Origin of the sequence: uncultured Flavobacterium sp., from assembly GCF_963974175.1 — a bacterium.
Taxonomy (GTDB): domain Bacteria; phylum Bacteroidota; class Bacteroidia; order Flavobacteriales; family Flavobacteriaceae; genus Flavobacterium.
Genome location: NZ_CAXBBR010000001.1, coordinates 637,464 through 659,410 on the forward strand (window position 1 = coordinate 637,464; position 21,947 = coordinate 659,410).

The following is a 21,947-nucleotide window of genomic DNA, read 5'->3' on the forward strand; positions in this document are numbered from 1 at the left end:
AAAAATATGATAATTATATCCAGTCCAATATCGGTACCAAATGAAATTAACCTTATTCATTCTCTTTTTGAAGAAGGAATGGAACTGCTTCATGTTCGAAAGCCAGATTTTACTACAGAAGAAATACAGGCTTTTGTAACTGCTATTGGATTGGAATATAGAAAACGATTGGTTTTACAAAGTCACCATCATTTAGCGAAAGCCTTAGAAATTAATCGCATTCATTTTATAGAAAGTAGTAGAATTACTCATACAGAATCTGAATTAAAAAGATATAAAGAATCGGGATTGATCTTATCGACTTCGACACATTGTATTGAAGATTTTAATGAATTAGATTCCAATTATGCTTATGCTTTTTTAAGCCCTGTTCATCCCTCTATTTCAAAAATGAATTATGTTTCAAAAATCGATTTATTCGAAGCAATAAAAAAGAGAAACAATTTCAAAACTAAAGTCATTGCTTTAGGTGGAATTTTAGCTGAAAACATAAAATTCACGTTAACAAATGGCTTTGAAGATGTAGCGCTTTTAGGAACAATTTGGAATCAAAATAACCCAATAGAAAATTTTAAAATATGTCAAAAAATCGCCCTTTCGTTTTAAGTATTGCAGGTTTTGATCCTTCTGGCGGGGCAGGAGTTTTAGCTGATTGCAAAACCTTTGAGCAACATCAGGTGTATGGTTTAGCTATCATCACGGCAAACACAATACAAACAGAAAATGAGTTCTATAAATTAGAATGGATTGACCTCAACTTTGTTTTAGAATCCGTAGAAAAACTATTTGCAAATCATACAATAAAGGCAGTGAAAATCGGAATTGTTCCTTCTTTACACTACTTAAATGAAATTGTTTGTAGGATAAAAAGTCTTTCGCCAGAAACAACGATTATTTGGGACACTGTTTTGAAATCCTCAACTGGGTTTGATTTTCTAGCTACCGAAAACCAAGTTCTTTTAACTGAAATCCTCCAACAAGTAGATTTGATTACACCTAATTATAATGAGATTGTAAAATTTGCCACGTCATCAGCAACTGCTGATAAAATTGCAGAAACGCTTTCGCAATATTGTGATGTATTACTAAAAGGAGGGCATAATCCCGAAGCACTTGGCGTAGATTATTTATATGTACAAGATCGCTTTTTTAGACTTGAACCAACAAATGCTTTGACCACTGAAAAACATGGGTCTGGCTGTGTTTTATCGGCTTCAATAGTTGCTAAAATGGCTTTAGATCAAAATGTACTTACCGCTTGTAGAAATGCTAAAATTTATATCGAAAACTACTTATCATCAAACACTACAAAATTAGGATACCATCATGTATAACAAACTACAATACATTTCACAAGGCAACACCGTTGAAGAGCAATTAAAAAATATTCATCAAGCATTAGACAACGGATGCAAATGGGTTCAGGTTCGGTTTAAAAATCATTTTTCAGATGATGCTTTTACTTTGGCAGAAGCCGTAAAAATACTATGCGAAGAATATTTGGCCAATTTTATTATGAACGATAATGTCTATCTCGCACAGCAAATAGCAGCCGATGGTGTACACCTTGGTCTAGACGATATGTCAATTAGTGAAGCACGTAGCATTCTAGGAGATACAAAAATTATTGGAGCGACCGCAAACACATTCGAGGACATTCAAAATCACATTCAAAATGGTTGTGATTATATTGGTCTCGGACCGCTTAAATTCACGACCACCAAGGAAAACTTAAGTCCGATATTAGGTCTTAAAGGCTATCATAACATTATAACTAAAATGCAAGAAAACGGATTAACAACACCCGTCTACGCAATTGGCGGAATCACACTGGAAGATATCGAACCGCTAATGCAAACCGGAATTTACGGGGTTGCTATTTCAGGATTAATCACTCAAGCAACAAATAAGAAAAAAATAATCAAACAACTAAAAAATAACTTACATGGAAACATCATTGTTTAAAATAGGCGATAAGATATTAAGCTCCCGTTTGTTTTTAGGAACAGGGAAATTTGGTTCTAATCTACAAATGGAAGAGGCGATTTTAGCTTCCGAAACTGAATTAGTGACTGTCGCTCTCAAGCGCATTGACCTTGAAACAGACACTGATGCTATTCTATCACATTTACAGCATCCGAACATCAATCTATTACCCAATACTTCAGGAGCTAGAAATGCTAAAGAAGCTATTTTTGCAGCCCAACTCGCTAGAGAAGCTTTGGAAACCAATTGGTTGAAACTTGAAATACATCCCGATCCAAGATACTTAATGCCAGATGCGATTGAAACCTTAAGAGCTACTGAAGAGTTGGCTAAACTTGGCTTTATTGTTTTGCCCTACGTTCATGCTGATCCCGTTTTGTGTAAACGACTAGAAGATGCGGGAACGACTGCGGTGATGCCTTTGGGTTCACCAATAGGCAGCAACAAAGGTTTAAAAACGATTGATTTTCTTGAAATTATTATTGAACAGAGCAAAGTCCCTGTAATCATCGATGCGGGAATTGGAGCTCCTTCAGACGCAGCCAAAGCGATGGAATTAGGAGCAGATGCCGTATTGGTAAATACCGCTATTGCAGTTGCTGGAAATCCGAAACTAATGGCAGAGGCTTTTGCAGCAGCAGTAATTGCAGGTCGAAAAGCGTATGAAGCAAAATTGGGACAACAATATAAATACGCAGTGGCATCGAGTCCGTTGACGGCATTTTTATATGAGTAATCCTCTCCCAACCCCTCCAAAGGAGGAGAGCCTTTATCAATAAAAATTGCTAAAAAAATATTAACAGGTCGATAACCTTACACGCTTTGCGTTTAAGGTTATTAGTAAAGAATATAAATCTAACCTCAAATCTCACAAGGAAAGAACGCTAAGCACGCCAGGCTTTGCGAACCTTGCGAAAAAAAAATAGCGCACTTTGCGTTTAAGCTTATGAAAACATTCAAATCTATTTTTGAACAATACAATTGGGATGAAATCCAAACCAAAATTTACGCTAGTACCTCGAAGCAAGTTGAGCAAGCTCTTTCTAAATCCAAGAGAGATCTAGATGATTTTTTAGCGTTGATTTCTCCTGCGGCGCAACCCTATTTAGAACAAATGGCACAAGAATGCCATGAATTGACTAAGAAGCGATTTGGAAAAACCATCCAGATGTATGCGCCTTTGTACTTGAGCAACGAATGCCAAAATATTTGTACCTATTGCGGTTTTAGTTTGGATAACAAAATCAAACGCAAAACTTTGATGGACTCGGAGATTAAGCAAGAGGTGGAAGTTTTGAAAAAACTAGGTTTTGATCATGTTTTGTTAGTCGCTGGAGAAGCTAATTATACGGTGAATATTAATTATTTCCTGAATGCGATTGAGGTCATTAAAAACGACTTTTCGACTATATCTATTGAAGTGCAACCGCTTTCACAAGAAGAATACGAACGTCTGCATGAAGCGGGTGTTTATTCAGTATTAGTATATCAAGAAACCTATCATCAAGAAGTGTATAAAAAGTACCATACTAAGGGGAAGAAATCCAATTTTAATTTCCGTTTAGATACTCCAGATCGTATTGGGAAAGCAGGTATTCATAAAATAGGATTGGGTGTTTTACTTGGATTAGAAGACTGGCGCACGGATAGTTTTTTTAATGCGTTGCATCTAGATTACTTACAAAAAACATACTGGCAAACTAAGTACTCGGTTTCGTTCCCGAGATTACGTCCTGCCGAAGGAACAGTTCCTCCTAACTTTATTATGGATGATAAAGATTTAACCCAACTCATTTGTGCATACCGATTGTGGAATGAAGATTTGGAGATTTCGATTTCGACTCGGGAAAACGAGAAGTTCAGAAACAACATTATTCCTATTGGAACGACGAGCATGAGTGCGGGTTCTAAAACTAATCCTGGTGGTTATGTGGTCGATCCACAATCGCTGGAACAATTTGAAATTAGTGACGAGCGCTCTGTAGCCGAAATCACCGAGATTATTACGTTTAGAGGTTATGAACCGGTTTGGAAAGATTGGGACAGAAGCTACAAATGATTGTAGATTTTTAATTAACGAATTTTGATTGCAGATTGTTGGTGACAACGGACGTATTGACATATGATTCAATGAAACCACGATAACAAAACTAAAAAATACACTAATTACTTAAGTCCATTCACTAAGAACTATACACTTAAGGACTTTTTCACTAAGGAATAACCAACTATTTACTAAGAACTAAAATGAGCGTTATACAAGATTTTTTACGTTACAACAGACAAGTTATTTTAGCCGAAATTGGTGATGAAGGACAAGCAAAATTAAAAAAAGCAAAGGTTCTCGTTATTGGTGCTGGTGGTTTAGGCTGTCCTATTTTGCAATATATTGCCACGGCCGGCGTGGGGACTATTGGAATAGTTGACTTTGACATAATCGAAATTCACAACCTACATCGTCAAATTTTATACAACGAAGACCAAGTAGGATTACCAAAGACTACTACTGCAAAAGCTACAGTTGAAAAACTGAATCCGTTAATTAAAGTTTTGCCTTTTGAAGAGAAGATGACCATTAATAATGCGTCGCTAATCATTTCTAAATTTGATATTGTGGTCGATGGTTCCGATAATTTTAGCACACGGTATTTGGTCAATGATACTTGTGTGGCTTTGGGCAAAACTTTAGTATATGGAAGTATCCTAGGTTTTGAAGGGCAGCTAGCTGTTTTCAACCATCAAGGAAGTAAAAATTTACGCGATTTATTCCCTGAACCACCAAATCCTAAAGACGTGCCTAATTGTAGTTTTAATGGCGTGCTAGGGACCTTACCGGGAATAATCGGCACGATGATGGCGCATGAAACATTGAAATTAATCATCGGGTTGCCGAGTTTAAGAAATGAACTGGTTTTATTTAAAACTTTAGATTGGAGTTTTACTAAACTGAATTTCTAAAACTCTAAAACATCTCCCACAGTTATTACCCCTGAATTTTGACAAACAATATTTACACCAAACAATATGGAATTATTTACTGTTCTATAGGTGTTTAAAGTGCGCAAAGGTTCTTTTGTGACGCGACCTGTTTCTGGGTTATTATTTACCATGATACATCGACCACAAGGCTTTACATTTTGAAACTTCACTTTTCCAATTTGAAATTGATCAAAAGAATCCTCTTCATGAGCAGTTGTACTTGAAATTACAATATTAGGTCGGAATCTTTCTATACCTATTTTGTCTTTCAGTTTTTCATTTAAATTATTTAAACTTTCACTTCCCACTAATAAATACGGATAACCATCCGCTAAACTTACATTAAACGTAGTATTGAGTTTTGTGCTTTTATGTTTTCTATCGCCGTTATTTATAATTTTTACAAGTTTACATTTAAAACCTAGTTGGTTACTAAACCATTCAGATGATAATTTATTTACTTCAACCACTCTGGACTCATCATCCCAAACATTAACAGAAATAGGCTTTTCAAAACTTTCATCTATACAAAAGGAATGTGTTTTTCCAAGATTTGTAATTTCAATTTTACCATCAATTATTTTCGGATAAAACTGACTTAAATCAGGGTGCTCCCGTTGCGTTATAAACTGATTTTCTTCGTCAATGAGCATCCATCTTCGGTCATATTCAAACCCCATTTCTTGCGCTTTTGCACTTTGGATGCTTATTCCAGCAAGGCTTTTTATTGGATAAACAAACAATTCCTTTACAATATGGGTACTTTTCATAATTGGTCTTTTTTCAATAATTCCATAAAATCGATTCTATCAATTTCGCGGCATCCTAAACTTTCTAGATGCGGGTTATAGACTTGGCAATCTAACAGTTTGTAATCATTTTGCTGCAAGTGTTTTACTAAGGTAATAAATGCAACTTTAGAAGCATTCGAAACTTTAGAAAACATACTTTCGCCGCAGAAAACATGACCTAAGTCAATCCCGTACAATCCGGCAACAAGTTCATTATTTTGCCAAACTTCGACTGACTTTGCTATTCCTAATTCGTTGAGTTTACAATACGCCTCAATCATATCATTAGTAATCCAAGTTCCATTTTGTCCGTCACGTTTTATTTGCTGACAATTAGCCATTACGTCTCTAAAATTTTGATTGAAAGTAATTGTGAAAATATTTCGATTCAGGACGTTTCGCATACTTTTAGAAACTACTAACTCATCTAGAAACAAAATCATTCTGGGATCAGGTGACCACCAAGTAATAGGCTCCCCATCTTCAAACCACGGGAAAATACCGCTTTTATAAGCTAATTGAAGACGCTCTGAAGACAAATCTCCTCCCAGGGCAACGATACCATGCGACTTAGTTTCAGAAACTGGAGGAAAAAACAACTCTTGAGATAAATAAAACATGATTTTAAACTTAAATATAAAACTAACTACTAAATTTGAAACAACTTATTTATTTTGAATATTTTAAAAATGAAAAAATTATCAACCCTTTTTCTTTTAGTACTGTTTATTTCACAAATGTACGGTCAAAAAATTGATAGTTTAGCAATCAATAAAAAACTATCTTACAAGAACTTTATTGTGCCAGCAGCTGTTTTGACCGGTGGTATATTTCTATTAAATTCTAGTCAAAATAATAGCATCCAAGAAAAATCTAATGCTTTTTTTGGAATTGGGTTTAATTCTAAAATAGACAACTTTACGCCTTTGGTACCAGTAGCTCAAATATACGCTGGAAGATACATTGGGTTCAAACCTAAAAATACAGTTTTACACCAAACAGTCGATATTGTTATTGCTAATTCTTTAACATTAGCCGTTGTACAGATCACTAAAAATTTAGTAAAAGAGGAAAGACCGGATGCCTCAAACAATCTTAGTTTTCCTTCGGGTCATACTGCCATTGCCTTTACCAATGCAGCGTTGTTATTTCAAGAATATAAAGACTCCAATTTTTGGTATGCTAGTAGTGGTTTTATATTTGCAACAACTACCGGTATCTTACGAATTGCAAATAATAGGCATTATTCATCTGATGTATTAGCAGGAGCCGGAATTGGATTACTTTCTGGAATTATAGTCTCTAATTACAATCCTTTCCAGGCAATTAAATTTGGCCGAAAGAAAAGTACCTCGGCATTTGTATATCCTCAATTCGGAAAAACTAACGGTTTAGGAATTCTTATACAACCCAATTTCTAAACTTATATAAAACAAAAAAGCCCTGATAAATCAGGGCCTTTTCTATACTGTACTATAAATTAAAAAGGCAAATCATCTGGTTCGTCTTCATTTAAGTTTGTTGCCGGAGCAAAAGTTTGAGCAGTAGGCATAGGTGCTGAAGGCGCTTGTGGCTCAACTCCTGCTTTCTCAATTCTCCATCCTTGTATGCTATTGAAATATTTAGTTTCTCCTTGTGGATTAACCCATTCTCTACCTCTTAAATTGATTGAAACCTTTACTGGCTCACCAACTGCATAATTGTTTAATAAATCACATTTATCTTGAGTAAACTCAATCATAATATGTTGAGGATATTGTTCTTCTGTTGTAACAACTAATTCTCTCTTTTTAAACGCGGCACTAATTTGTTGTTCTGGATTAACAACTTTAATTTTTCCTGTAACTTCCATCTTCGTTATTTTAATTGTTATTTACTCTTGTTTTTGGGCCAGAAGTACTTTCCATGCGGTAAGAACATCGTCTTCATCTAGATATTTTTTAGCCTCTAAATGCAGCTTATCCTGATCATCAGAGCTTAAAACTCCTTTCACAGAAAAATTCTGTTTTACAAATATACTAACTTCTTCTGGGGTAGGCAAGGCTTCTATGTTTCCTAATTTACCTAAATCATTTCCATCAAAAATATGGCTTTCCTTAACGTGACGCGGAATAACATCTACTCCAATTCCAAGCGTCGATAAAGGCTTAGGCACCTCAAACAAACCTTGATTTGATCGTGAATACCAATTACCTCCTAACCTGGAAACTAGATCAATTTTATACTGATCAATCGCCCCGTTAGCATCTAAAACTGCTTCATTAATATGAATTCGCACAACTTCACAAAGGATTAAATTTCCAGCTCCACCTTCACTTCCTAATGGAATTATCTGATTCACTTTACACTCAAATTGTACAGGCGACTCTTTTACTCGAAATGGCTTTACGATATCAGAAGGAACTTGCGTTAATCCTGATTTTAAAAACTCATTTACACCATCAGCATATTCTGTGCTTGCAAGAGACGTTTGCTGTACCATGTCAAAATTTACGACATTAATAACCACTTCTCCTGTCGCTTCACAATTAATTAAAGTGTGTTTAACCGAATTATCGCGCACGCGTCTTGCTGGAGAGAAAACAAGAATAGGCGGATTCGCGCTAAAAACATTAAAAAAGCTGAAAGGAGATACATTTGGATTTCCATTTTTATCGATGGTGCTCGCAAAAGCAATGGGCCTAGGTCCTACAGAACCTTGAAGATATCCTTGCAACTTAGCTGTTTCTATACTTTTTGGATCAATGCTAATCATACTATTTTATTTTCACTTAATTAGTTCCTCGATTTACAAAAGTAAGTAAATGGTTTAAGTTTAAAAAGAGAGCGTCCTCTTATTTAATCCCAAAAAACATTCCCACAAAATATTTTTTTTCCTTTGTATTGAGAACTAAAATAATAGTGTTTATATTTCGTTATATTTATACCTCAAAATCTCGTTTATGCAGTTTTCTGAAAGAAAAAACACGACTCGTTGGATTATTATTTTTGTTTCATTTTTGATAATTTCACTGATTCTTTGGAATACCTATACCTTTTTTCAAATATTCAAAAATGAAGAACGTTTAAAAATGAACCTTTGGGCAAAAGCTCAAAAAACACTGATTAATGCGGGTGAAAACACTGATGTTGAACTCCCTCTTCAAATTTTCAGTAACAACACTTCAATCCCCATTATCCTTACCGAAAATGACAGCATCATCAATACCGTTAATATCGACGAAGTAATTGTAGAGGACAATACGAGAGCGACTGCGTTTTTATCAGATTTAAAAAATGAAAATGACCCTATTGTAATTGAATATGATCCTGGAAAATTTCAAAAGTTGTATTACGGAAATTCGGCATTATTGAATAAACTGAAATATTACCCCATCGCCTTATTACTCATTATTGTTTTATTTTCTGCCTTAGTCTATTATTTTTATCGAAGTACGAAAATAGCAACTCAAAACAAACTTTGGGCGGGAATGGCAAAAGAAACTGCACACCAAATTGGGACACCACTTTCTTCACTGATAGGCTGGGTTGAAATTCTAAAGGCTGACAACGTCGAAGAATCCACAACTATGGAAATCGAAAAAGACATAGAGCGATTACAAACTATTACGGAACGTTTCTCGAAAATAGGATCGGAACCGGTATTAGAAAATAGAGATATTGTCGAAGAGACATTACAATCCTATAACTACTTGCAATCTCGTTTTTCTAAACAAATTGAATTTACTTTCGAAGGTCCTTCGGAACCTATTTACACCATGCTCAACCCAACATTACACAGCTGGACGATTGAAAATTTAGTCAAAAATGCCATTGATGCGATGAAAGGAAGGGGAAAGCTATCATTAAAAATAGAGCAGGATCATGATTCAGTAAAAATAACCGTTAAAGACAGCGGTAACGGCATTCAGAAAAAGCAATTTAAAACCGTATTCGAGCCTGGTTTCACAACCAAAAAGCGAGGCTGGGGTTTAGGACTTTCTTTAACAAAAAGAATTGTCGAAGAATACCATAAAGGGTCCATAAAAGTATTAAGTTCAGAAATAGGAAAAGGGACAACGATGCAGATTACCTTAAAAAAAGCATCTTAAATTCAGATCAACTTTAATCTATGTTTGCTTGAAGAATAACGTTTCCCGTACATTTCTGGATTTCGACAAATATTGCATCACAAAAGATTTATGCTCATTTGTCATTCGTAAAGCGGCATCTAATGACTTTTTTAAAGAGTTTATATTTGCTCGATTTTTTTCACTGCCATTATCCAACTTTCTCAAAGATTCCTTACAAATCAGCAACTTATTATACGGACTGAGAATCATTCTTTGTAGTTCATCATCTGAATTTAGCGGTCTGAATTGTCTATTTCTGTAGGCTATAAATTTATTTAATTCCGTCACCCCTTCTTGATATAATTCGAAAACGGAAGTTAACTCGTTGACTTCTTTCTTTTGATTTAAGTATTCGATCTTCTTTTTATTGTATAACAAACTATTTAAAATCATCTTGTTACCTATTCCGCTCTCCTCTATTCGTTTTGAGGAAGAGATTAGTCTATCGTACTCCGGTAGCGATTCCCATTTTAAAATCTGATACTTATAATCGAAAGGTTTTTGTGATTTATTGGTTTGCGCATTACCCTCATAGAAATCTTTATTGTTAATAGGATAATTAAGAAATTGCCACATATAATCATATGGCATATGCGATTTTATGATTTTTTCTGGCTCAACTTTATAATAATTATCATCTATTTTTTTTACAAATCGTCCTTTGTCTATATATCCTGCTCCCCATGTTGGGTCAAAAACAAACCATTTACCATTAATTTCAGAGGCGCACCAAGCATGTGAAAGAGAACTAATTTTCCCTCCTTGCTTTGTGTAGCCGCTAACAATCACTGTATTTACACCCACTTTAATAGCAATGTCGTTAAATATCTCAGTGTAGTTACTACAAATGCCTTTTCGGGTTCTAAGTGTATTTATTATTCTATCCTCGGATGATTCAATATGACTTTGGGTAAACATATTGTCTATATCATAAACGATGTTCGATGCAGTCCAATAAAAAACAGCCCGAATTTTATCGTCGGCTGTTTTAAAATTAGAATTTATATAATGAGCAATGTTATCAGTGGAATTGCTGTAACGGACTGGCATTTTTGAGATTTGCTCGTCAATTAGAAGATATTGTGGTTTGCTCTGGGCAAAACTTACCAATGATAATAGTAAAATCGTAAATAAATAACAGTTTTTCATTGGGTTGGAATATTCTAAAATTAAAATTTGCTTAAGCTCCTTCTATTTATACGAAAACCATACCAATTTATTGTGTCTTACCTTTTCATAAAACTAAAAATTAGCTTTAATGTTATTCGCCAGCGTTTCAAATTCATCGGTAGTTAATGACACTTTATTTTGAAAACGCATTTCATCCATTTCATTAAGTGGGATCAAATGAACATGTGCATGCGGAACTTCAAGACCCACAACTGCCATACCAACTCTTTTGCAAGGAACTGTTTTTTCTAATGCTATAGCCACTTTTCTTGCAAAATGCATCAATCCTAAATAGTGTGCTTCGTCCATATCAAAAATCTTATCAATTTCAAATTTTGGAATGCACAACGTATGACCTTTTGCATTTGGATTTACATCCAAAAAAGCCAAATAATTATCATCTTCAGCAATTTTGTAACATGGAATTTCTCCGTTTACGATTTTAGTGAATATTGAACTCATTTTTTAAGAATTTAGATTAATCCTCTTCCCGCCCGATAACTATCAGAACCCTCCAAAGGAGAGGTTCAAATGGGAAAGTAGATTGCTTATTATTATGTATGAATGTATATTAATGAATGCAGACTGCGACTGAACACTCAAAACTAAATACTTAGCTAGTCACGAGAGATTTCCATGATTTCAAATTGCAGCACACCATTTGGCACTGTAATTTCGGCTATATCACCTACTTTTTTACCAAGCAATCCTTTTCCAATAGGAGAAGTAACTGATATTTTTCCAGTTTTTAAATCTGCTTCACTTTCAGCAACAAGTCTATATTTCAATTCCATTCCGTTAGATTGGTTCTTGATTGTAACGTTAGATAAAACCAACACCTTAGACACATCAAGATGTGTTTCATCAATCAGTCGCGCATTAGAATGTACTTCTTCTAGCTTAGCAATTCTCATTTCAAGCATTCCTTGTGCTTCTTTTGCCGCATCGTACTCTGCATTTTCAGACAAATCGCCTTTATCTCTTGCCTCAGCTATATCTGCGGATGCTTTTGGACGCATCACACTTTTCAAATAATCTAATTCTTCTCTCAATTTTTTTAATCCTTCTGCCGTATAGTAAGATATTGCGCTCATAGTTTCATCGTTTATGTAAATAGAAAAAATCCCATCAGGACGGGATTTCTTTCCACAAAGATACTTTTATTTTTTGTAGTCTATAATTATATGTTAATCATATTTAATTCAAAGTTAAATAAATTAAATTTGTTTCGCTAATACTTTCAAATTATTTTAAATAATGAAAAAATACCTTATTCTACTCGTACTATTACCCCTCTTCTTTGCCTGCAGCGACAGTGGTTTTAACAATAAAAACCCATATCTGCCTAACTATACATTTACCATAGATATCAACATGAATTTGCCTGCCTATTCTAACCTTCAATACCCTAGTAATGCCGTGTATTATGCTGGTGTTGGCGCAAAGGGGATTTATATTTTCAACACCGGAAGTGGCTACAATGCATTCGACGCTGCTTGTCCTAATCAAGCTTTAAGCTCTTGTTCTAATATGACCCTAAAAGGCATTAACGTGGCTTGTCCATGCGACAGCACAGAATACAGTCTGTTTACTGGTTTAAGTCAAACTGGATTGCAATATCCTTTAAAACAATATCGTGTGGAAGTTAACGGAAATGTCCTAAGGATTTATAATTAAAGACTATAACTTATAACTTACTGAAAACATAACTACTCTCGGTAGTATAAATGTTTTTCTCTCACTGATTAAGTAATCTGAAAAAGAATAATCGTTTTTGACTTTATTGTCGAATAGATTATTAATCGAAAGTTCAAAACCGAACGGGCTATTTTTCTTTTGATAGCGCAATGAAGTATTAGCTATATCATAAAAATTACTTTGATTGTTGTTATTTGTATTTTTCAAATTTTCATATTCAAATTTATAAGTCCAGAATTTGAAAAAAGTGATGTCGGCATCAGCCGTTAAGGCATCTGTTTGAAAGTTCGATTTTGTTAAACCTGAAAACTGGCTAAATCCTTTGGTGTAACCAATACTGAAACCTGGCCATTTTTTATGCGCTGTTTTCAATAATATCCCGATTTTTTGATTGTTTCTGTCACTAGAAGTTGTGGCATTATTCAATGTTTGAAAATAATTAAACCAACTCAAACGTGTATTTAATTTCAGACGAAATCGGTATATTTTTTTTGTGAAAGACCCGTTAACATTGTAATTGGTTTCAGGATTATCACTTAGTATAGGCGTATTGAACTGGTTGATGCCTTCTAATTCAATTTCGTTCCGAATTGTGTTGACTTTTTTGTTAAAACTAGCCATTCCGTCCCAAGTAATTCCGCGGTAAAAATTCATTTTTGAATACCTCAAACTCGAAGAATGGTATTGTTCATTTTGCAAAAGCGCATTTCCTTTATAAACTAAATTATAATTTTGCAAGCTAAATTGATTTGCTAATTGACTTACTTCAGGAAAACTGTTTTCTAACTTATACACGAAATTTAAAGACTCTGACTTACTAAATTCATAATCACTGTTCCACTGTGGTTGAAACAGAGTTTTTGAAAACGACCTCTCCTCCATTTTTTGTTCTGTCGTTAAATCATACCAATGCAAATACAATCCGGGCTTATTGGTCCATTTCCCAATTTTAAACTTATACTCTAGACCTACAAAAGCATCGTTTAAACGATATCTCAGGTTATTACCAAAGCCAGCTTTGGCAAAATCATTCTCATTCCCATTAGTTAGCAGTTGCTTAGTGGAAGTATCAAATCGAGAAGTGCCAAAATTATTCCCTATATTGGTATAGAGATGATTAACATCATTAATAATCCAATAATGCTTGAACAAGGCATCGACACTATTTGTTTTTACCTTCTTTATTTGAGTTATGGTATAGGTCAAATCATCTTGTAGGGGAATTAATCCTGACAAAAATGGCTGATCCGAAAACCAATTTTTTTGTGGTCTATTGTTATCGTAGGCGTGATTGACGACAAAAGTAGTCGTATGGTTCAAATTGTATTTTTTATGCCACTCCACAAATTGCTTGGCTGAAGTATTGTCTGCTTTGCTAATCGTTTCAAAAAGACTGGAATTAACAGACGTGATGGAGTTTATGGTGCTTATTAAATCATTAGTACTCGATTGGTATTGCGCATTGTAATACCATTTTTCTTTTTTATTGGGCGAATAATCTAACTTCACATTCCCAAGTCCTAATACAGATTCATTACTACCGCTTTGTAGTTTATTTTCGAAAGCAATGCTGTTGTTATTCAAATATTCGTTGTTGCTCTCGGTTCTTGAAGCGGTAAAAACTTTAGAAAAAATACCAAAACCGGAAACGGCTAACTTTGTTGAGGCATCATAACTGAAATTTACGGCTCCAAATTGCGATTTATTTTGCACTACATTCGTATTGTCATTCGCAAACGAGTACAAATTAGTCAATGATTTTCTGCCCGAAAGAAACGAACTCATTCCTCCTCCAAAACGCATTAAATCACTAAACGTAAAGGTTCGCTTCCCTATATTGTTCACATCAGCTATAACACTCAAATTGGTTTTTGGCGCATAATAAAATAAGGCGGCATGCCCCAGATAAAAACCATTATCGGCATTCCCAACCTCTGCGCCAGCCTCAAGATCTCCAAAAACAAATTTCTTTTTATCTTCTTTCAGCTTTACATTTATCGCCAAGTCGTCACTATCTGAAACTTGCTTCATAAAACCCACTTCGTTAAAGTTGTCTATGACCTCAATTTTATCAAGTGCATTTGCCGGAATATTCTCAACCGCTAACTTGGTACCTCCTCCAAAAAAAGATTTGCCTTCTACCAGCATTTTGGTTACTTTTTTTCCTTGCACTGTCACTCCCCCGTTTTTATCAACTTCAACTCCTGGCAGTTTTTCTAGGATTTCTTTCATTTTGCGTTCGTTACCGTTGGCAAAACTTTTTACATCAAAAATCAAGGTGTCTTTTTTTATGATAATGGGCTTGAACTCATGCTTGATTACAATTTCTTTGAGTTGCTCGCCAGTTGCCTTAAGTTTAAAATCGTGCGTGATTATATTTGAGTTGGGTTCTAATACAAACATTTCCTCAACAAAACTTATATAAGAAACCGTGATTTCATATTTGACTTCTTTGTCGAGTTCTAAACGATATCGACCTTTGTTATCTGCAATGGCAAATTTAAGACTCGCTTTTTGCCGCAAAGGTTTCGCAATGACATTAGCTGATTCTAGCGGTTTATTGATATCATCAGAAACCACACCGGTTATGGTATGGGTTTGAGAAAAGGATAATGTTGAAAAAAAAAGCAAAAAGAGGTGAATTCTATGCATTTATTTTAAGTTGATTTTACTTTTTTTATTATCTCCTTGGGTATTTTTTTTATGTAATGGTAATTAAAAAAATTATCATGTTTGGTTACAGTAGTGTAGCGATTATCAAAAATAAAAACTATTTACTTTTAATAATAAATGCAGCTGCTCTCTCGTTATACTGCTCCTCAGTAATTGTTTTTCCTTTCGGAAACTCAATCGACAAATGTTTTTCTTCCCCAATTTTTATCTCACTAGCTAAAAAGACACCGTATAACTCATGCAGTTCTAAAATTAATCCAGGTAAACCATAATATTGTTTGGGACCATACCTGTAGGGTAAACTCGGGGCAAACCACGCCGTAATGGGCAATGTTTTCATATTACCATCTCTTCCCATATATTTTTTAAGATATACCGCTTTATAACATAAATAGTCCCCTATTTTTTTACTTTCAGTAGATATATCCCATTCTTTTTCTGTGACCTGTTGTGTAACAAGTGTACCGTCTCTACTATATTTAAACATTCCTACGCCTGCACTATTATCCAAATAATAATCATAAGAACTTGAATAGTAGCTCGTAGCCATTTTATCATAAAGCTGTTCTCCTTTATCGTCATTAATAGACAAGCTGTTATTACGAACGAATTTTGATTTTGAAGCAATAAATTCTAATAAAAATGTTTGCTTAGCAAGACTAGCCAGTCTTCCTTCCACCATTTTTTTTCCTCTTTCATCGTTTTCCGCGTTGTCGTAAGGACTTTCCGAAACGACTTTGTAAACAACTATTCCTGATAAGTTTTGCGAATATCCACTATAAAACGAGAACATATATAAACAAAAAAACGCAATTTTATTTCTCATAATTAAACTTATATTAAAAAAAAGCAGCTGCTAAATGATTTTGTTTAAATCCACATCTGCTATTTTAAATTTTTATTACTACGTGTTTCTATCACAATTCTCTACCAATGATCTGTAATTATCGTGAGCCTCTTCAGGTGGCAATTGGTCCCCTGGATCTTGAAGTGCCATTTGGTCCATTGCCCAATCTTCACACTCAGTGAACAAAATTTCATCTACTTTAACTTCTCGAGTTTCTGCAAAACTTGTTGCACTAAACGCTACCACTGCCAGAGCGGTAAATACTAATTTTTTCATTTTTAATTCTGGTTTAAATTTACAAATAGTTTTTTTGGTTAACCATTACAAATATAAATGAAAAAAAAAAAAAAAATATAAAGAACTACCTTACTTTTTTAACAATTATTTAACAAGTGTATTCCGTTTATTGACTTGCTGAATCAAAAAAAATCCTGACAGCTATACCGTCAGGATTTTTTGCAATAAAAAGAATTAAAAATTTAAAACTTCAACGTTAAGCCGATAAGGAAATTAATTCCCGCTTGTGGATAATAACCAGCTCCTTCAATTGTTGTTACTGCCGGTGGATTAGAATAATCATCGTCATAGGTATAAAAATAACCATTAGAAATATATTTATAATCAAAAATATTATTTACTAACACAGACAACACTATAGCTTTGAAAACTGACTTAGGTTTAATTTCATAGGAAGCATTCAAATCATTCACAAAGTATGATTTCAATTTAGATCCTTCAGAATCTATGTTTCCCATGTATTGCTCACCAACAAACTTAGACAAAAACGATATTTGGAAATTAGTTACCGGTAAAAAAGTAATGGCATTCCCAACAATAATATCTGGAGAATAAGCAATATTTGTATTCCCTAAAGCGGTCAAAACTCCATCTCTTGTAAAGTAGAAATCTTTGTTTTTATTAGTGCTTAGAGTTACATTAGGTCTGACAAGCAAGTTATCCAATACTGCAATCGTAGCATCAAGCTCAAGACCTAAACGATAACTATCACCGCTATTTTTACGAACAGGGGCACCTACGTCATCTAATGCTCCTGTAAGAATCAATTGATCTTTGTAGGCCATATAATACACATTAGCATTGAATTTTACTTTCTCAGTAGTATGGCGCAATCCCAATTCAAAATCATTTAACTTCTCTGGTCTTGGACTACCATTTTCATAATCGGTTCTGTTAGGCTCACGATTGGCTCTAGCATAAGAAAAATACAAAGCATTGTTAGTATTGATTTCAAAATTCAAACCTGCCTTGGGGTTAAAGAAGTTGAAATTATCATTAACAATTCCAGTTTCAGCTCCATTAGCTTTATACTGTACGTTTCTCAATTGTAAATCGCCAAATAAACTTAGTTTATCAGTAATTTGATAATTGGCTTTCGCAAAAATGTTTCCATCTGTTTTAGTTGCATCATCACTATAATAGCGATCTCCTAATTCGCTTGTTGAAGCATAACGTGCCCAAATTACTTTACCAAAATGAATTCCTTCGTATTTGTTGTAGCCACCACCAAGAATCACATCCAACTTCTCATTTTTATAATTAGCCGAAAATGTAGTTCCGTAGAAATCATTATCCAACCATTTTTGACGAACCAAATCTGTTCTGTTAATTGTAGCTCCATTTATCACAACAGGAGTAAATCCATAAGCCGTGAATTTTGCGTTCTCTTTATAATTCTCATAATAACCTTTCCCTTTGGTATAATAAAAAGCTAAATTTGTGCTCCAGTTTGTGGATACCTTTTCATTCCAATGCAGTTGATAATGGTCTTGTTGGTAATTATCTGTTTCATTATCATAAAACCGAGTTTTTCCAACCTCATCTGTATACATTCCAGCAGTATTGAAAGTCCGGTCGTTTTTTAGCAAATCCAAATCTTCTAAACCATTCCAAGACTGATAGGTTTTTTCGGTGCCTCCAAAAGCCAATGCTTTAATCAAGGTCGTTTTCCCCACATAAGTTCCTTGTAAAAAATAAGATTTCAAATCAGAAGAGGCTCTGTCAATATAACCATCTGATTTTAAAACAGAAAGACGTCCTGCCACTTCAAAATGATTGTCAATTAAACCCGTACTAAATTTAACCGTGTGCTTTCTGGTATTAAAACTCCCAGCAGAATTAGAGATTTCGCCATTACTTTCTTTAGCATAACTATCCGTAAGCATGTTTAGGCTTGCGCCAAAAGCACCAGATCCATTTGTCGATGTTCCAACACCGCGTTGCAGCTGCAAACTCTCTATCGAAGAAGCAAAGTCAGGCATATTTACCCAATACGTTCCATGACTTTCAGAATCATTATAAGGAATTCCGTTGATTGTTACATTCACACGAGTAGCATCGCTACCACGAACACGAATACCAGTATAGCCTACTCCATTTCCAGCATCAGAAGTAGTAACAACTGAAGGCAAATAATTCATCAAAATAGGAATGTCTTGTCCTAAATTTCGAGATTTAATATCCTTCTTGTCTAAATTGCTAAAACTAACCGGTGTTTTTGTCGTTACTCGAACAGCCGAAACCAATACCTCATCCAGCTGATTAACGGAGGTAGTGTCTTTAACTTGTGCAAAAGAGAGAAAAGAAAAGAGAGAGAAGAAAAGAGACATCAAAAAAGGTATACTTTGCGTCTTTGTGCCTTTGTGGCGAGAAAAAATAAAAATAGTATTCATCCGTAAAAAAGATTACGAATAAAAGGGGGAATTATTCTTTTTGTTAAATTAATAAATGATTGTTTCCTACGGCAAAATAATAGCGTGCACTCTATAATTGTGTCGTTTTTTCCCTTAGCAACATTACTTGCTCAGGTTCGTTGGGTATGATCTCAGCTCGTTATTTAGAGCACCCCTTTGAGACGATGCAAATATAATCTTAAAAATTTCATAAATCAAACATGAAATTATAATTTAATACTGCCTCCTTTAAAAAACATTCTTTTATGCTAGCTAACTACTGATTTCTAAATATTTGCAAGTATTCTTTTCAATTCCAAACCTTTAAGTGGCTTATTAATATAGCCCTGCACAAAAGAATAGTCCATGGCTTTTTCCCTGTCTTCATCAGACATTGAACTTGTAACAATAATTACTTTTAATTTATGCGAAACACTTTTTAAATTTTCTAATACTTGGAAACCGTCCATAACTGGCATATTTAAGTCCAATAAAACTACCGTATCTTTTAACTCATTATGGTGATCATGAATAAAATTAAAAGCGACATCAGACCTCACATAACTAGCTATTGCGCTGCTATCGAAATGTTTTTTAATTTCAAACTCAATTAAAAACAACATGATTTTATCGTCATCAATCAATATAAAATTTGGGTTCCCCTATTTAAAAATCTATTTTCACTGTTGTTCCTTTGCCTATTTCACTTTCAATTTGGATTTTACCATTATAATTTTCAATAATTAGCTTCGTTAAATACAACCCAATTCCACTCCCTGCCTTCTCATGATGGAAACGTTTAAAAGGTTTAAAAAGTTTTTCTTTCTGAAAATTAGAGTCAAACCCAATGCCATTATCTTTAATTACAATTGACCTAGTTTCTGAATCTATTTTGGTAGTAATCTCAATAAAACTTGTTATCTCTGGATCCTCTGAAGCATACTTAATAGCATTACTTACAATATTTAACAAAATACTCTTTAAATGAATATGAGCAATTAAAAAAGTAGGACACTCTGAAAAATCAGACTTTATCACTATCTGCTTTTCATCGATAAGATATTTCAGTTGCAAAATCACATTATTGAATACAGATTCAATACTTTGCTCTGCTATACTTTCCTGTAAAAAGCTTTCTTTTTGTCTAATAATAGTTGTCAAACTATCTATTGTGTTTTTCATCAATTCGACACTAGAACTGGCATTCTCAATTAGTAAAGACTTAAACTCAGGACCATCATCACCATTTTGTAAAAGATCCAGCAACCCCTCCAGATTAGTTAAAGGACTCCTCAAATCATGAGAAGCAATTAATGTCAATTGTTTTAATTCATTATTGTTTTCAATCAACTTTTTATCAGCTATCACCCTTCTTTTTAATTCTAAAATCAATTTTTGATTTTTATCGAATAAGTTTTTACTAACTTTATTAAGAATACGATTAAAAATTAATGACAAAACCATTATCATCAAGACCGAAATCAAAATTAAATTGACAGTACTTTTCTTCAAATCATCAAAATGAATTGAATTGTCATGTAAAACAAAAACGTTACCAAACTCTGCTTCATCAAAATCAATCAATGGTAATGATTTTGATAGATAATCAATACCATTCAATTTTATAGAAGTTATTGCATTTGATTTTATTTTTGTTTCAATTATATCCTTAGAAATTTTCGTGTTTTTAGGAAGAGTTGACCATTCTAAAAATAAATTATCTTTCCCTTTTTTAAAGGAACCAAAATTTTCAATTTTATTTATATTTAGTTTTAAATTTAATGGATTTACTTTAGAAAAAAAAAGGAAATCCATATGGGTCTGCTTAGCAACCTGTTCCAATATTTTATAAAAATCTTTCCCTACAACTATATAGCCTACCACTTTTTGAGTAGTATCACGCACCGGTACAATTACTTTTAAACTAACATTGGAATAAACTCCTGAACCGATATGAAAAAAACTCGTTCCGGTACTAAGTGCTTTTTTATATATAAATTGTTGGGTTACTTTTTGTCCATATTCATTAGGGAGATGGCTTCTAAACCTAACAATTCCATCATTTGAAATGAAATTTAGCAAATCAGGCTTTAAGTCGAAGTCCGTTGTTTTGAAATACGACTTTGAAACTTTTTGAAATAAATCACGGTCATTCATTTTAAATGCCCGAACCAAAGAATCATTTACACTTAACCGATCAATATACAATCCTAGACTTAATGCTTCAGATTGAATTTTATCCTTAAGCATAGTGTCAATATTTTCATATTCAAACGAGACTTCTTTTTGTATTACTTTTTTATGCAATACATAAATACTTATTAGAGATACAGATATAAATACAAAAGCAAACAAAAAAAAGGGGATAAAAATCGAGGTTTTAAGTGTCTTAATCTTTAACAATTTATTAAATATTTGCTTCAACTTTCTTTTCATTTCTTTGTTTTAACGCTACGAATATAATTAAACTGTTCATTTTTAAATTACTAATTACACTGTAAAAATAAAAACTACCTCTTTTTCTTTTCTGGTTTTTCTAATCTAAGTTCGACTTGATAACCTTAGCCATACTGACCTTAGTTAATCTAAATCTGGTTTTCGGCGATTTTGTTTAATTTGTGACACGTTTTTCTTGTTTTTAATCCTTTTTCGTATCGCAGATTTAGGAATTTTTGTTGCTTTTCTAATTTTCGGAACCTCCAAGCCTTTTTTGATGATTTCCAAAAAACGTTTAGTAACTATATCTTTGTTTCTGAGTTGGCTGCGATCTTCATCACAATTTAAAATCAAACTAAAATCCGTGGTTAATCTCGAAGACAAATTCACTTTTAGCAATTCTTTCTCTTCCTCGCTTAATCCTTGTGAATGTTCCACATCAAAAGTCAAGACAACCTTGGAAGAGACTTTGTTTACATTTTGTCCCCCAGCTCCACTACTGCGAACCGCTTTATAATTAACTTCACTTATAATTTTCTGAATATCCATCTGGGTTTAATTTACA

Annotated in this window: 23 protein-coding genes; 9 read left to right on the top strand and 14 right to left on the bottom strand. The window is 33.8% G+C overall.

The annotated features are described in order from the left end of the window. The first annotated feature begins 6 nt into the window (after positions 1–6). The 6 genes from AAC069_RS02765 (at position 7) to AAC069_RS02790 (ending at position 4,944) form a co-directional block, all read left to right on the top strand. A complete protein-coding gene (locus tag AAC069_RS02765; RefSeq protein WP_339918983.1) occupies positions 7–606 on the top strand; it encodes a thiamine phosphate synthase in 600 nt (199 codons plus the stop codon). Continuing rightward, positions 579–1,334 carry a hydroxymethylpyrimidine/phosphomethylpyrimidine kinase gene (locus AAC069_RS02770; protein WP_339918984.1) on the top strand — a complete coding sequence of 252 codons (756 nt, stop codon included), beginning with the start codon at positions 579–581 and terminating at the stop codon, positions 1,332–1,334. The genes AAC069_RS02765 and AAC069_RS02770 overlap by 28 nt, the downstream gene beginning before the upstream one ends. Further along, the gene (locus AAC069_RS02775; protein ID WP_339918985.1) at positions 1,327–1,965 is read left to right on the top strand and encodes a thiamine phosphate synthase; all 639 of its coding nucleotides are present in this window, start codon (positions 1,327–1,329) and stop codon (positions 1,963–1,965) included. The genes AAC069_RS02770 and AAC069_RS02775 overlap by 8 nt, the downstream gene beginning before the upstream one ends. After that, positions 1,946–2,722: a thiazole synthase gene (locus AAC069_RS02780; protein ID WP_339918986.1), complete on the top strand. Its 777-nt coding sequence runs from the start codon at positions 1,946–1,948 to the stop codon at positions 2,720–2,722. Before AAC069_RS02775 ends, AAC069_RS02780 begins: the two co-directional genes overlap by 20 nt. A 210-nt stretch (positions 2,723–2,932) precedes the next feature. Next, positions 2,933–4,045 (top strand): 2-iminoacetate synthase ThiH, encoded by a 1,113-nt coding sequence (gene thiH, locus AAC069_RS02785; RefSeq protein WP_339918987.1) that lies wholly within the window; start codon positions 2,933–2,935, stop codon positions 4,043–4,045. Positions 4,046–4,233: 188 nt separating this feature from the next. Beyond that, entirely contained in the window at positions 4,234–4,944 is a 711-nt protein-coding gene (locus tag AAC069_RS02790; RefSeq protein WP_339918988.1) for a HesA/MoeB/ThiF family protein, read from the top strand. On the opposite strand, the gene AAC069_RS02795 is transcribed toward AAC069_RS02790, so the two are convergent. Next, the gene (locus AAC069_RS02795) at positions 4,941–5,735 is read right to left on the bottom strand and encodes an MOSC N-terminal beta barrel domain-containing protein (RefSeq protein WP_339918989.1); all 795 of its coding nucleotides are present in this window, start codon (positions 5,733–5,735) and stop codon (positions 4,941–4,943) included. The genes AAC069_RS02790 and AAC069_RS02795 overlap by 4 nt on opposite strands. Next, positions 5,732–6,376 (bottom strand): leucyl/phenylalanyl-tRNA--protein transferase, encoded by a 645-nt coding sequence (gene aat / locus AAC069_RS02800; protein WP_339918990.1) that lies wholly within the window; start codon positions 6,374–6,376, stop codon positions 5,732–5,734. The genes AAC069_RS02795 and aat overlap by 4 nt, the downstream gene beginning before the upstream one ends. 69 nt (positions 6,377–6,445) lie before the next feature. Here aat and AAC069_RS02805 point away from each other — a divergent pair, with 69 nt between their 5' ends. Beyond that, on the top strand, positions 6,446–7,177 hold the full coding sequence (locus AAC069_RS02805; RefSeq protein ID WP_339918991.1) for a phosphatase PAP2 family protein: 732 nt from the start codon (positions 6,446–6,448) through the stop codon (positions 7,175–7,177). 59 nt (positions 7,178–7,236) lie between these two features. Here AAC069_RS02805 and AAC069_RS02810 read toward each other — a convergent pair whose 3' ends face one another. Together AAC069_RS02810 and AAC069_RS02815 are read right to left on the bottom strand one after the other, a co-directional pair. Next, the gene (locus AAC069_RS02810; RefSeq protein ID WP_091083051.1) at positions 7,237–7,608 is read right to left on the bottom strand and encodes a DUF3127 domain-containing protein; all 372 of its coding nucleotides are present in this window, start codon (positions 7,606–7,608) and stop codon (positions 7,237–7,239) included. A 21-nt stretch (positions 7,609–7,629) separates the two neighbouring features. After that, the gene (locus AAC069_RS02815; protein WP_339918992.1) at positions 7,630–8,511 is read right to left on the bottom strand and encodes a flavin reductase family protein; all 882 of its coding nucleotides are present in this window, start codon (positions 8,509–8,511) and stop codon (positions 7,630–7,632) included. Between the two features lie 187 nt (positions 8,512–8,698). Here AAC069_RS02815 and AAC069_RS02820 point away from each other — a divergent pair, with 187 nt between their 5' ends. Then, a complete protein-coding gene (locus AAC069_RS02820) occupies positions 8,699–9,847 on the top strand; it encodes a HAMP domain-containing sensor histidine kinase (protein WP_339918993.1) in 1,149 nt (382 codons plus the stop codon). 18 nt (positions 9,848–9,865) lie between these two features. Here the strand turns inward: AAC069_RS02820 and AAC069_RS02825 are convergent, their stop codons facing one another. From AAC069_RS02825 to greA, 3 genes are all read right to left on the bottom strand, one after another. After that, positions 9,866–11,017, bottom strand: a complete 1,152-nt coding sequence (locus AAC069_RS02825; protein WP_339918994.1) for a transglutaminase domain-containing protein — start codon at positions 11,015–11,017, stop codon at positions 9,866–9,868. 93 nt (positions 11,018–11,110) lie between these two features. Next, positions 11,111–11,500: an HIT family protein gene (locus tag AAC069_RS02830; RefSeq protein ID WP_339918995.1), complete on the bottom strand. Its 390-nt coding sequence runs from the start codon at positions 11,498–11,500 to the stop codon at positions 11,111–11,113. 155 nt (positions 11,501–11,655) lie between these two features. Next, positions 11,656–12,132 (bottom strand): transcription elongation factor GreA, encoded by a 477-nt coding sequence (gene greA / locus AAC069_RS02835; RefSeq protein ID WP_339918996.1) that lies wholly within the window; start codon positions 12,130–12,132, stop codon positions 11,656–11,658. Positions 12,133–12,295: 163 nt separating this feature from the next. Here greA and AAC069_RS02840 point away from each other — a divergent pair, with 163 nt between their 5' ends. After that, positions 12,296–12,715: a hypothetical protein gene (locus AAC069_RS02840; RefSeq protein ID WP_339918997.1), complete on the top strand. Its 420-nt coding sequence runs from the start codon at positions 12,296–12,298 to the stop codon at positions 12,713–12,715. Between the two features lie 3 nt (positions 12,716–12,718). Here the strand turns inward: AAC069_RS02840 and AAC069_RS02845 are convergent, their stop codons facing one another. The 7 genes from AAC069_RS02845 to arfB all read right to left on the bottom strand — a co-directional run bounded on the left by AAC069_RS02845 (position 12,719) and on the right by arfB (position 21,931). After that, complete coding sequence (locus AAC069_RS02845; RefSeq protein WP_339918998.1) at positions 12,719–15,388, bottom strand: hypothetical protein; 2,670 nt, start codon at positions 15,386–15,388, stop codon at positions 12,719–12,721. Between the two features lie 118 nt (positions 15,389–15,506). After that, positions 15,507–16,235: a GLPGLI family protein gene (locus AAC069_RS02850; RefSeq protein ID WP_339918999.1), complete on the bottom strand. Its 729-nt coding sequence runs from the start codon at positions 16,233–16,235 to the stop codon at positions 15,507–15,509. A 78-nt stretch (positions 16,236–16,313) separates the two neighbouring features. Further along, positions 16,314–16,502: a hypothetical protein gene (locus AAC069_RS02855; protein WP_339919000.1), complete on the bottom strand. Its 189-nt coding sequence runs from the start codon at positions 16,500–16,502 to the stop codon at positions 16,314–16,316. Between the two features lie 233 nt (positions 16,503–16,735). Further along, positions 16,736–18,946: a TonB-dependent receptor gene (locus tag AAC069_RS02860; protein ID WP_339919001.1), complete on the bottom strand. Its 2,211-nt coding sequence runs from the start codon at positions 18,944–18,946 to the stop codon at positions 16,736–16,738. Positions 18,947–19,233: 287 nt separating this feature from the next. After that, on the bottom strand, positions 19,234–19,590 hold the full coding sequence (locus AAC069_RS02865) for a response regulator (protein ID WP_339919002.1): 357 nt from the start codon (positions 19,588–19,590) through the stop codon (positions 19,234–19,236). Between the two features lie 22 nt (positions 19,591–19,612). After that, entirely contained in the window at positions 19,613–21,196 is a 1,584-nt protein-coding gene (locus AAC069_RS02870; protein WP_339919003.1) for an ATP-binding protein, read from the bottom strand. Positions 21,197–21,526: 330 nt separating this feature from the next. Then, positions 21,527–21,931: an alternative ribosome rescue aminoacyl-tRNA hydrolase ArfB gene (gene arfB / locus AAC069_RS02875; protein ID WP_091083017.1), complete on the bottom strand. Its 405-nt coding sequence runs from the start codon at positions 21,929–21,931 to the stop codon at positions 21,527–21,529. Between the last annotated feature and the right edge of the window lie 16 nt (positions 21,932–21,947).

Bases quoted from the DNA above. Each gene is read 5' to 3' on its own strand.
- AAC069_RS02810 (WP_091083051.1), bottom strand. From the start codon at position 7,608: ATGGAAGTTACAGGAAAAATTAAAGTTGTTAATCCAGAACAACAAATT.
- AAC069_RS02790 (WP_339918988.1), top strand. From the start codon at position 4,234: ATGAGCGTTATACAAGATTTTTTACGTTACAACAGACAAGTTATTTTA.
- AAC069_RS02805 (WP_339918991.1), top strand. From the start codon at position 6,446: ATGAAAAAATTATCAACCCTTTTTCTTTTAGTACTGTTTATTTCACAA.
- AAC069_RS02845 (WP_339918998.1), bottom strand. From the start codon at position 15,388: ATGCATAGAATTCACCTCTTTTTGCTTTTTTTTTCAACATTATCCTTT.
- AAC069_RS02870 (WP_339919003.1), bottom strand. From the start codon at position 21,196: ATGCTTAAGGATAAAATTCAATCTGAAGCATTAAGTCTAGGATTGTAT.
- AAC069_RS02820 (WP_339918993.1), top strand. From the start codon at position 8,699: ATGCAGTTTTCTGAAAGAAAAAACACGACTCGTTGGATTATTATTTTT.
- AAC069_RS02770 (WP_339918984.1), top strand. From the start codon at position 579: ATGTCAAAAAATCGCCCTTTCGTTTTAAGTATTGCAGGTTTTGATCCT.
- AAC069_RS02825 (WP_339918994.1), bottom strand. From the start codon at position 11,017: ATGAAAAACTGTTATTTATTTACGATTTTACTATTATCATTGGTAAGT.
- thiH (WP_339918987.1), top strand. From the start codon at position 2,933: ATGAAAACATTCAAATCTATTTTTGAACAATACAATTGGGATGAAATC.
- AAC069_RS02815 (WP_339918992.1), bottom strand. From the start codon at position 8,511: ATGATTAGCATTGATCCAAAAAGTATAGAAACAGCTAAGTTGCAAGGA.
- AAC069_RS02860 (WP_339919001.1), bottom strand. From the start codon at position 18,946: ATGAATACTATTTTTATTTTTTCTCGCCACAAAGGCACAAAGACGCAA.
- AAC069_RS02765 (WP_339918983.1), top strand. From the start codon at position 7: ATGATAATTATATCCAGTCCAATATCGGTACCAAATGAAATTAACCTT.
- aat (WP_339918990.1), bottom strand. From the start codon at position 6,376: ATGTTTTATTTATCTCAAGAGTTGTTTTTTCCTCCAGTTTCTGAAACT.
- arfB (WP_091083017.1), bottom strand. From the start codon at position 21,931: ATGGATATTCAGAAAATTATAAGTGAAGTTAATTATAAAGCGGTTCGC.
- AAC069_RS02850 (WP_339918999.1), bottom strand. From the start codon at position 16,235: ATGAGAAATAAAATTGCGTTTTTTTGTTTATATATGTTCTCGTTTTAT.
- AAC069_RS02775 (WP_339918985.1), top strand. From the start codon at position 1,327: ATGTATAACAAACTACAATACATTTCACAAGGCAACACCGTTGAAGAG.
- AAC069_RS02830 (WP_339918995.1), bottom strand. From the start codon at position 11,500: ATGAGTTCAATATTCACTAAAATCGTAAACGGAGAAATTCCATGTTAC.
- AAC069_RS02795 (WP_339918989.1), bottom strand. From the start codon at position 5,735: ATGAAAAGTACCCATATTGTAAAGGAATTGTTTGTTTATCCAATAAAA.
- AAC069_RS02780 (WP_339918986.1), top strand. From the start codon at position 1,946: ATGGAAACATCATTGTTTAAAATAGGCGATAAGATATTAAGCTCCCGT.
- greA (WP_339918996.1), bottom strand. From the start codon at position 12,132: ATGAGCGCAATATCTTACTATACGGCAGAAGGATTAAAAAAATTGAGA.
- AAC069_RS02840 (WP_339918997.1), top strand. From the start codon at position 12,296: ATGAAAAAATACCTTATTCTACTCGTACTATTACCCCTCTTCTTTGCC.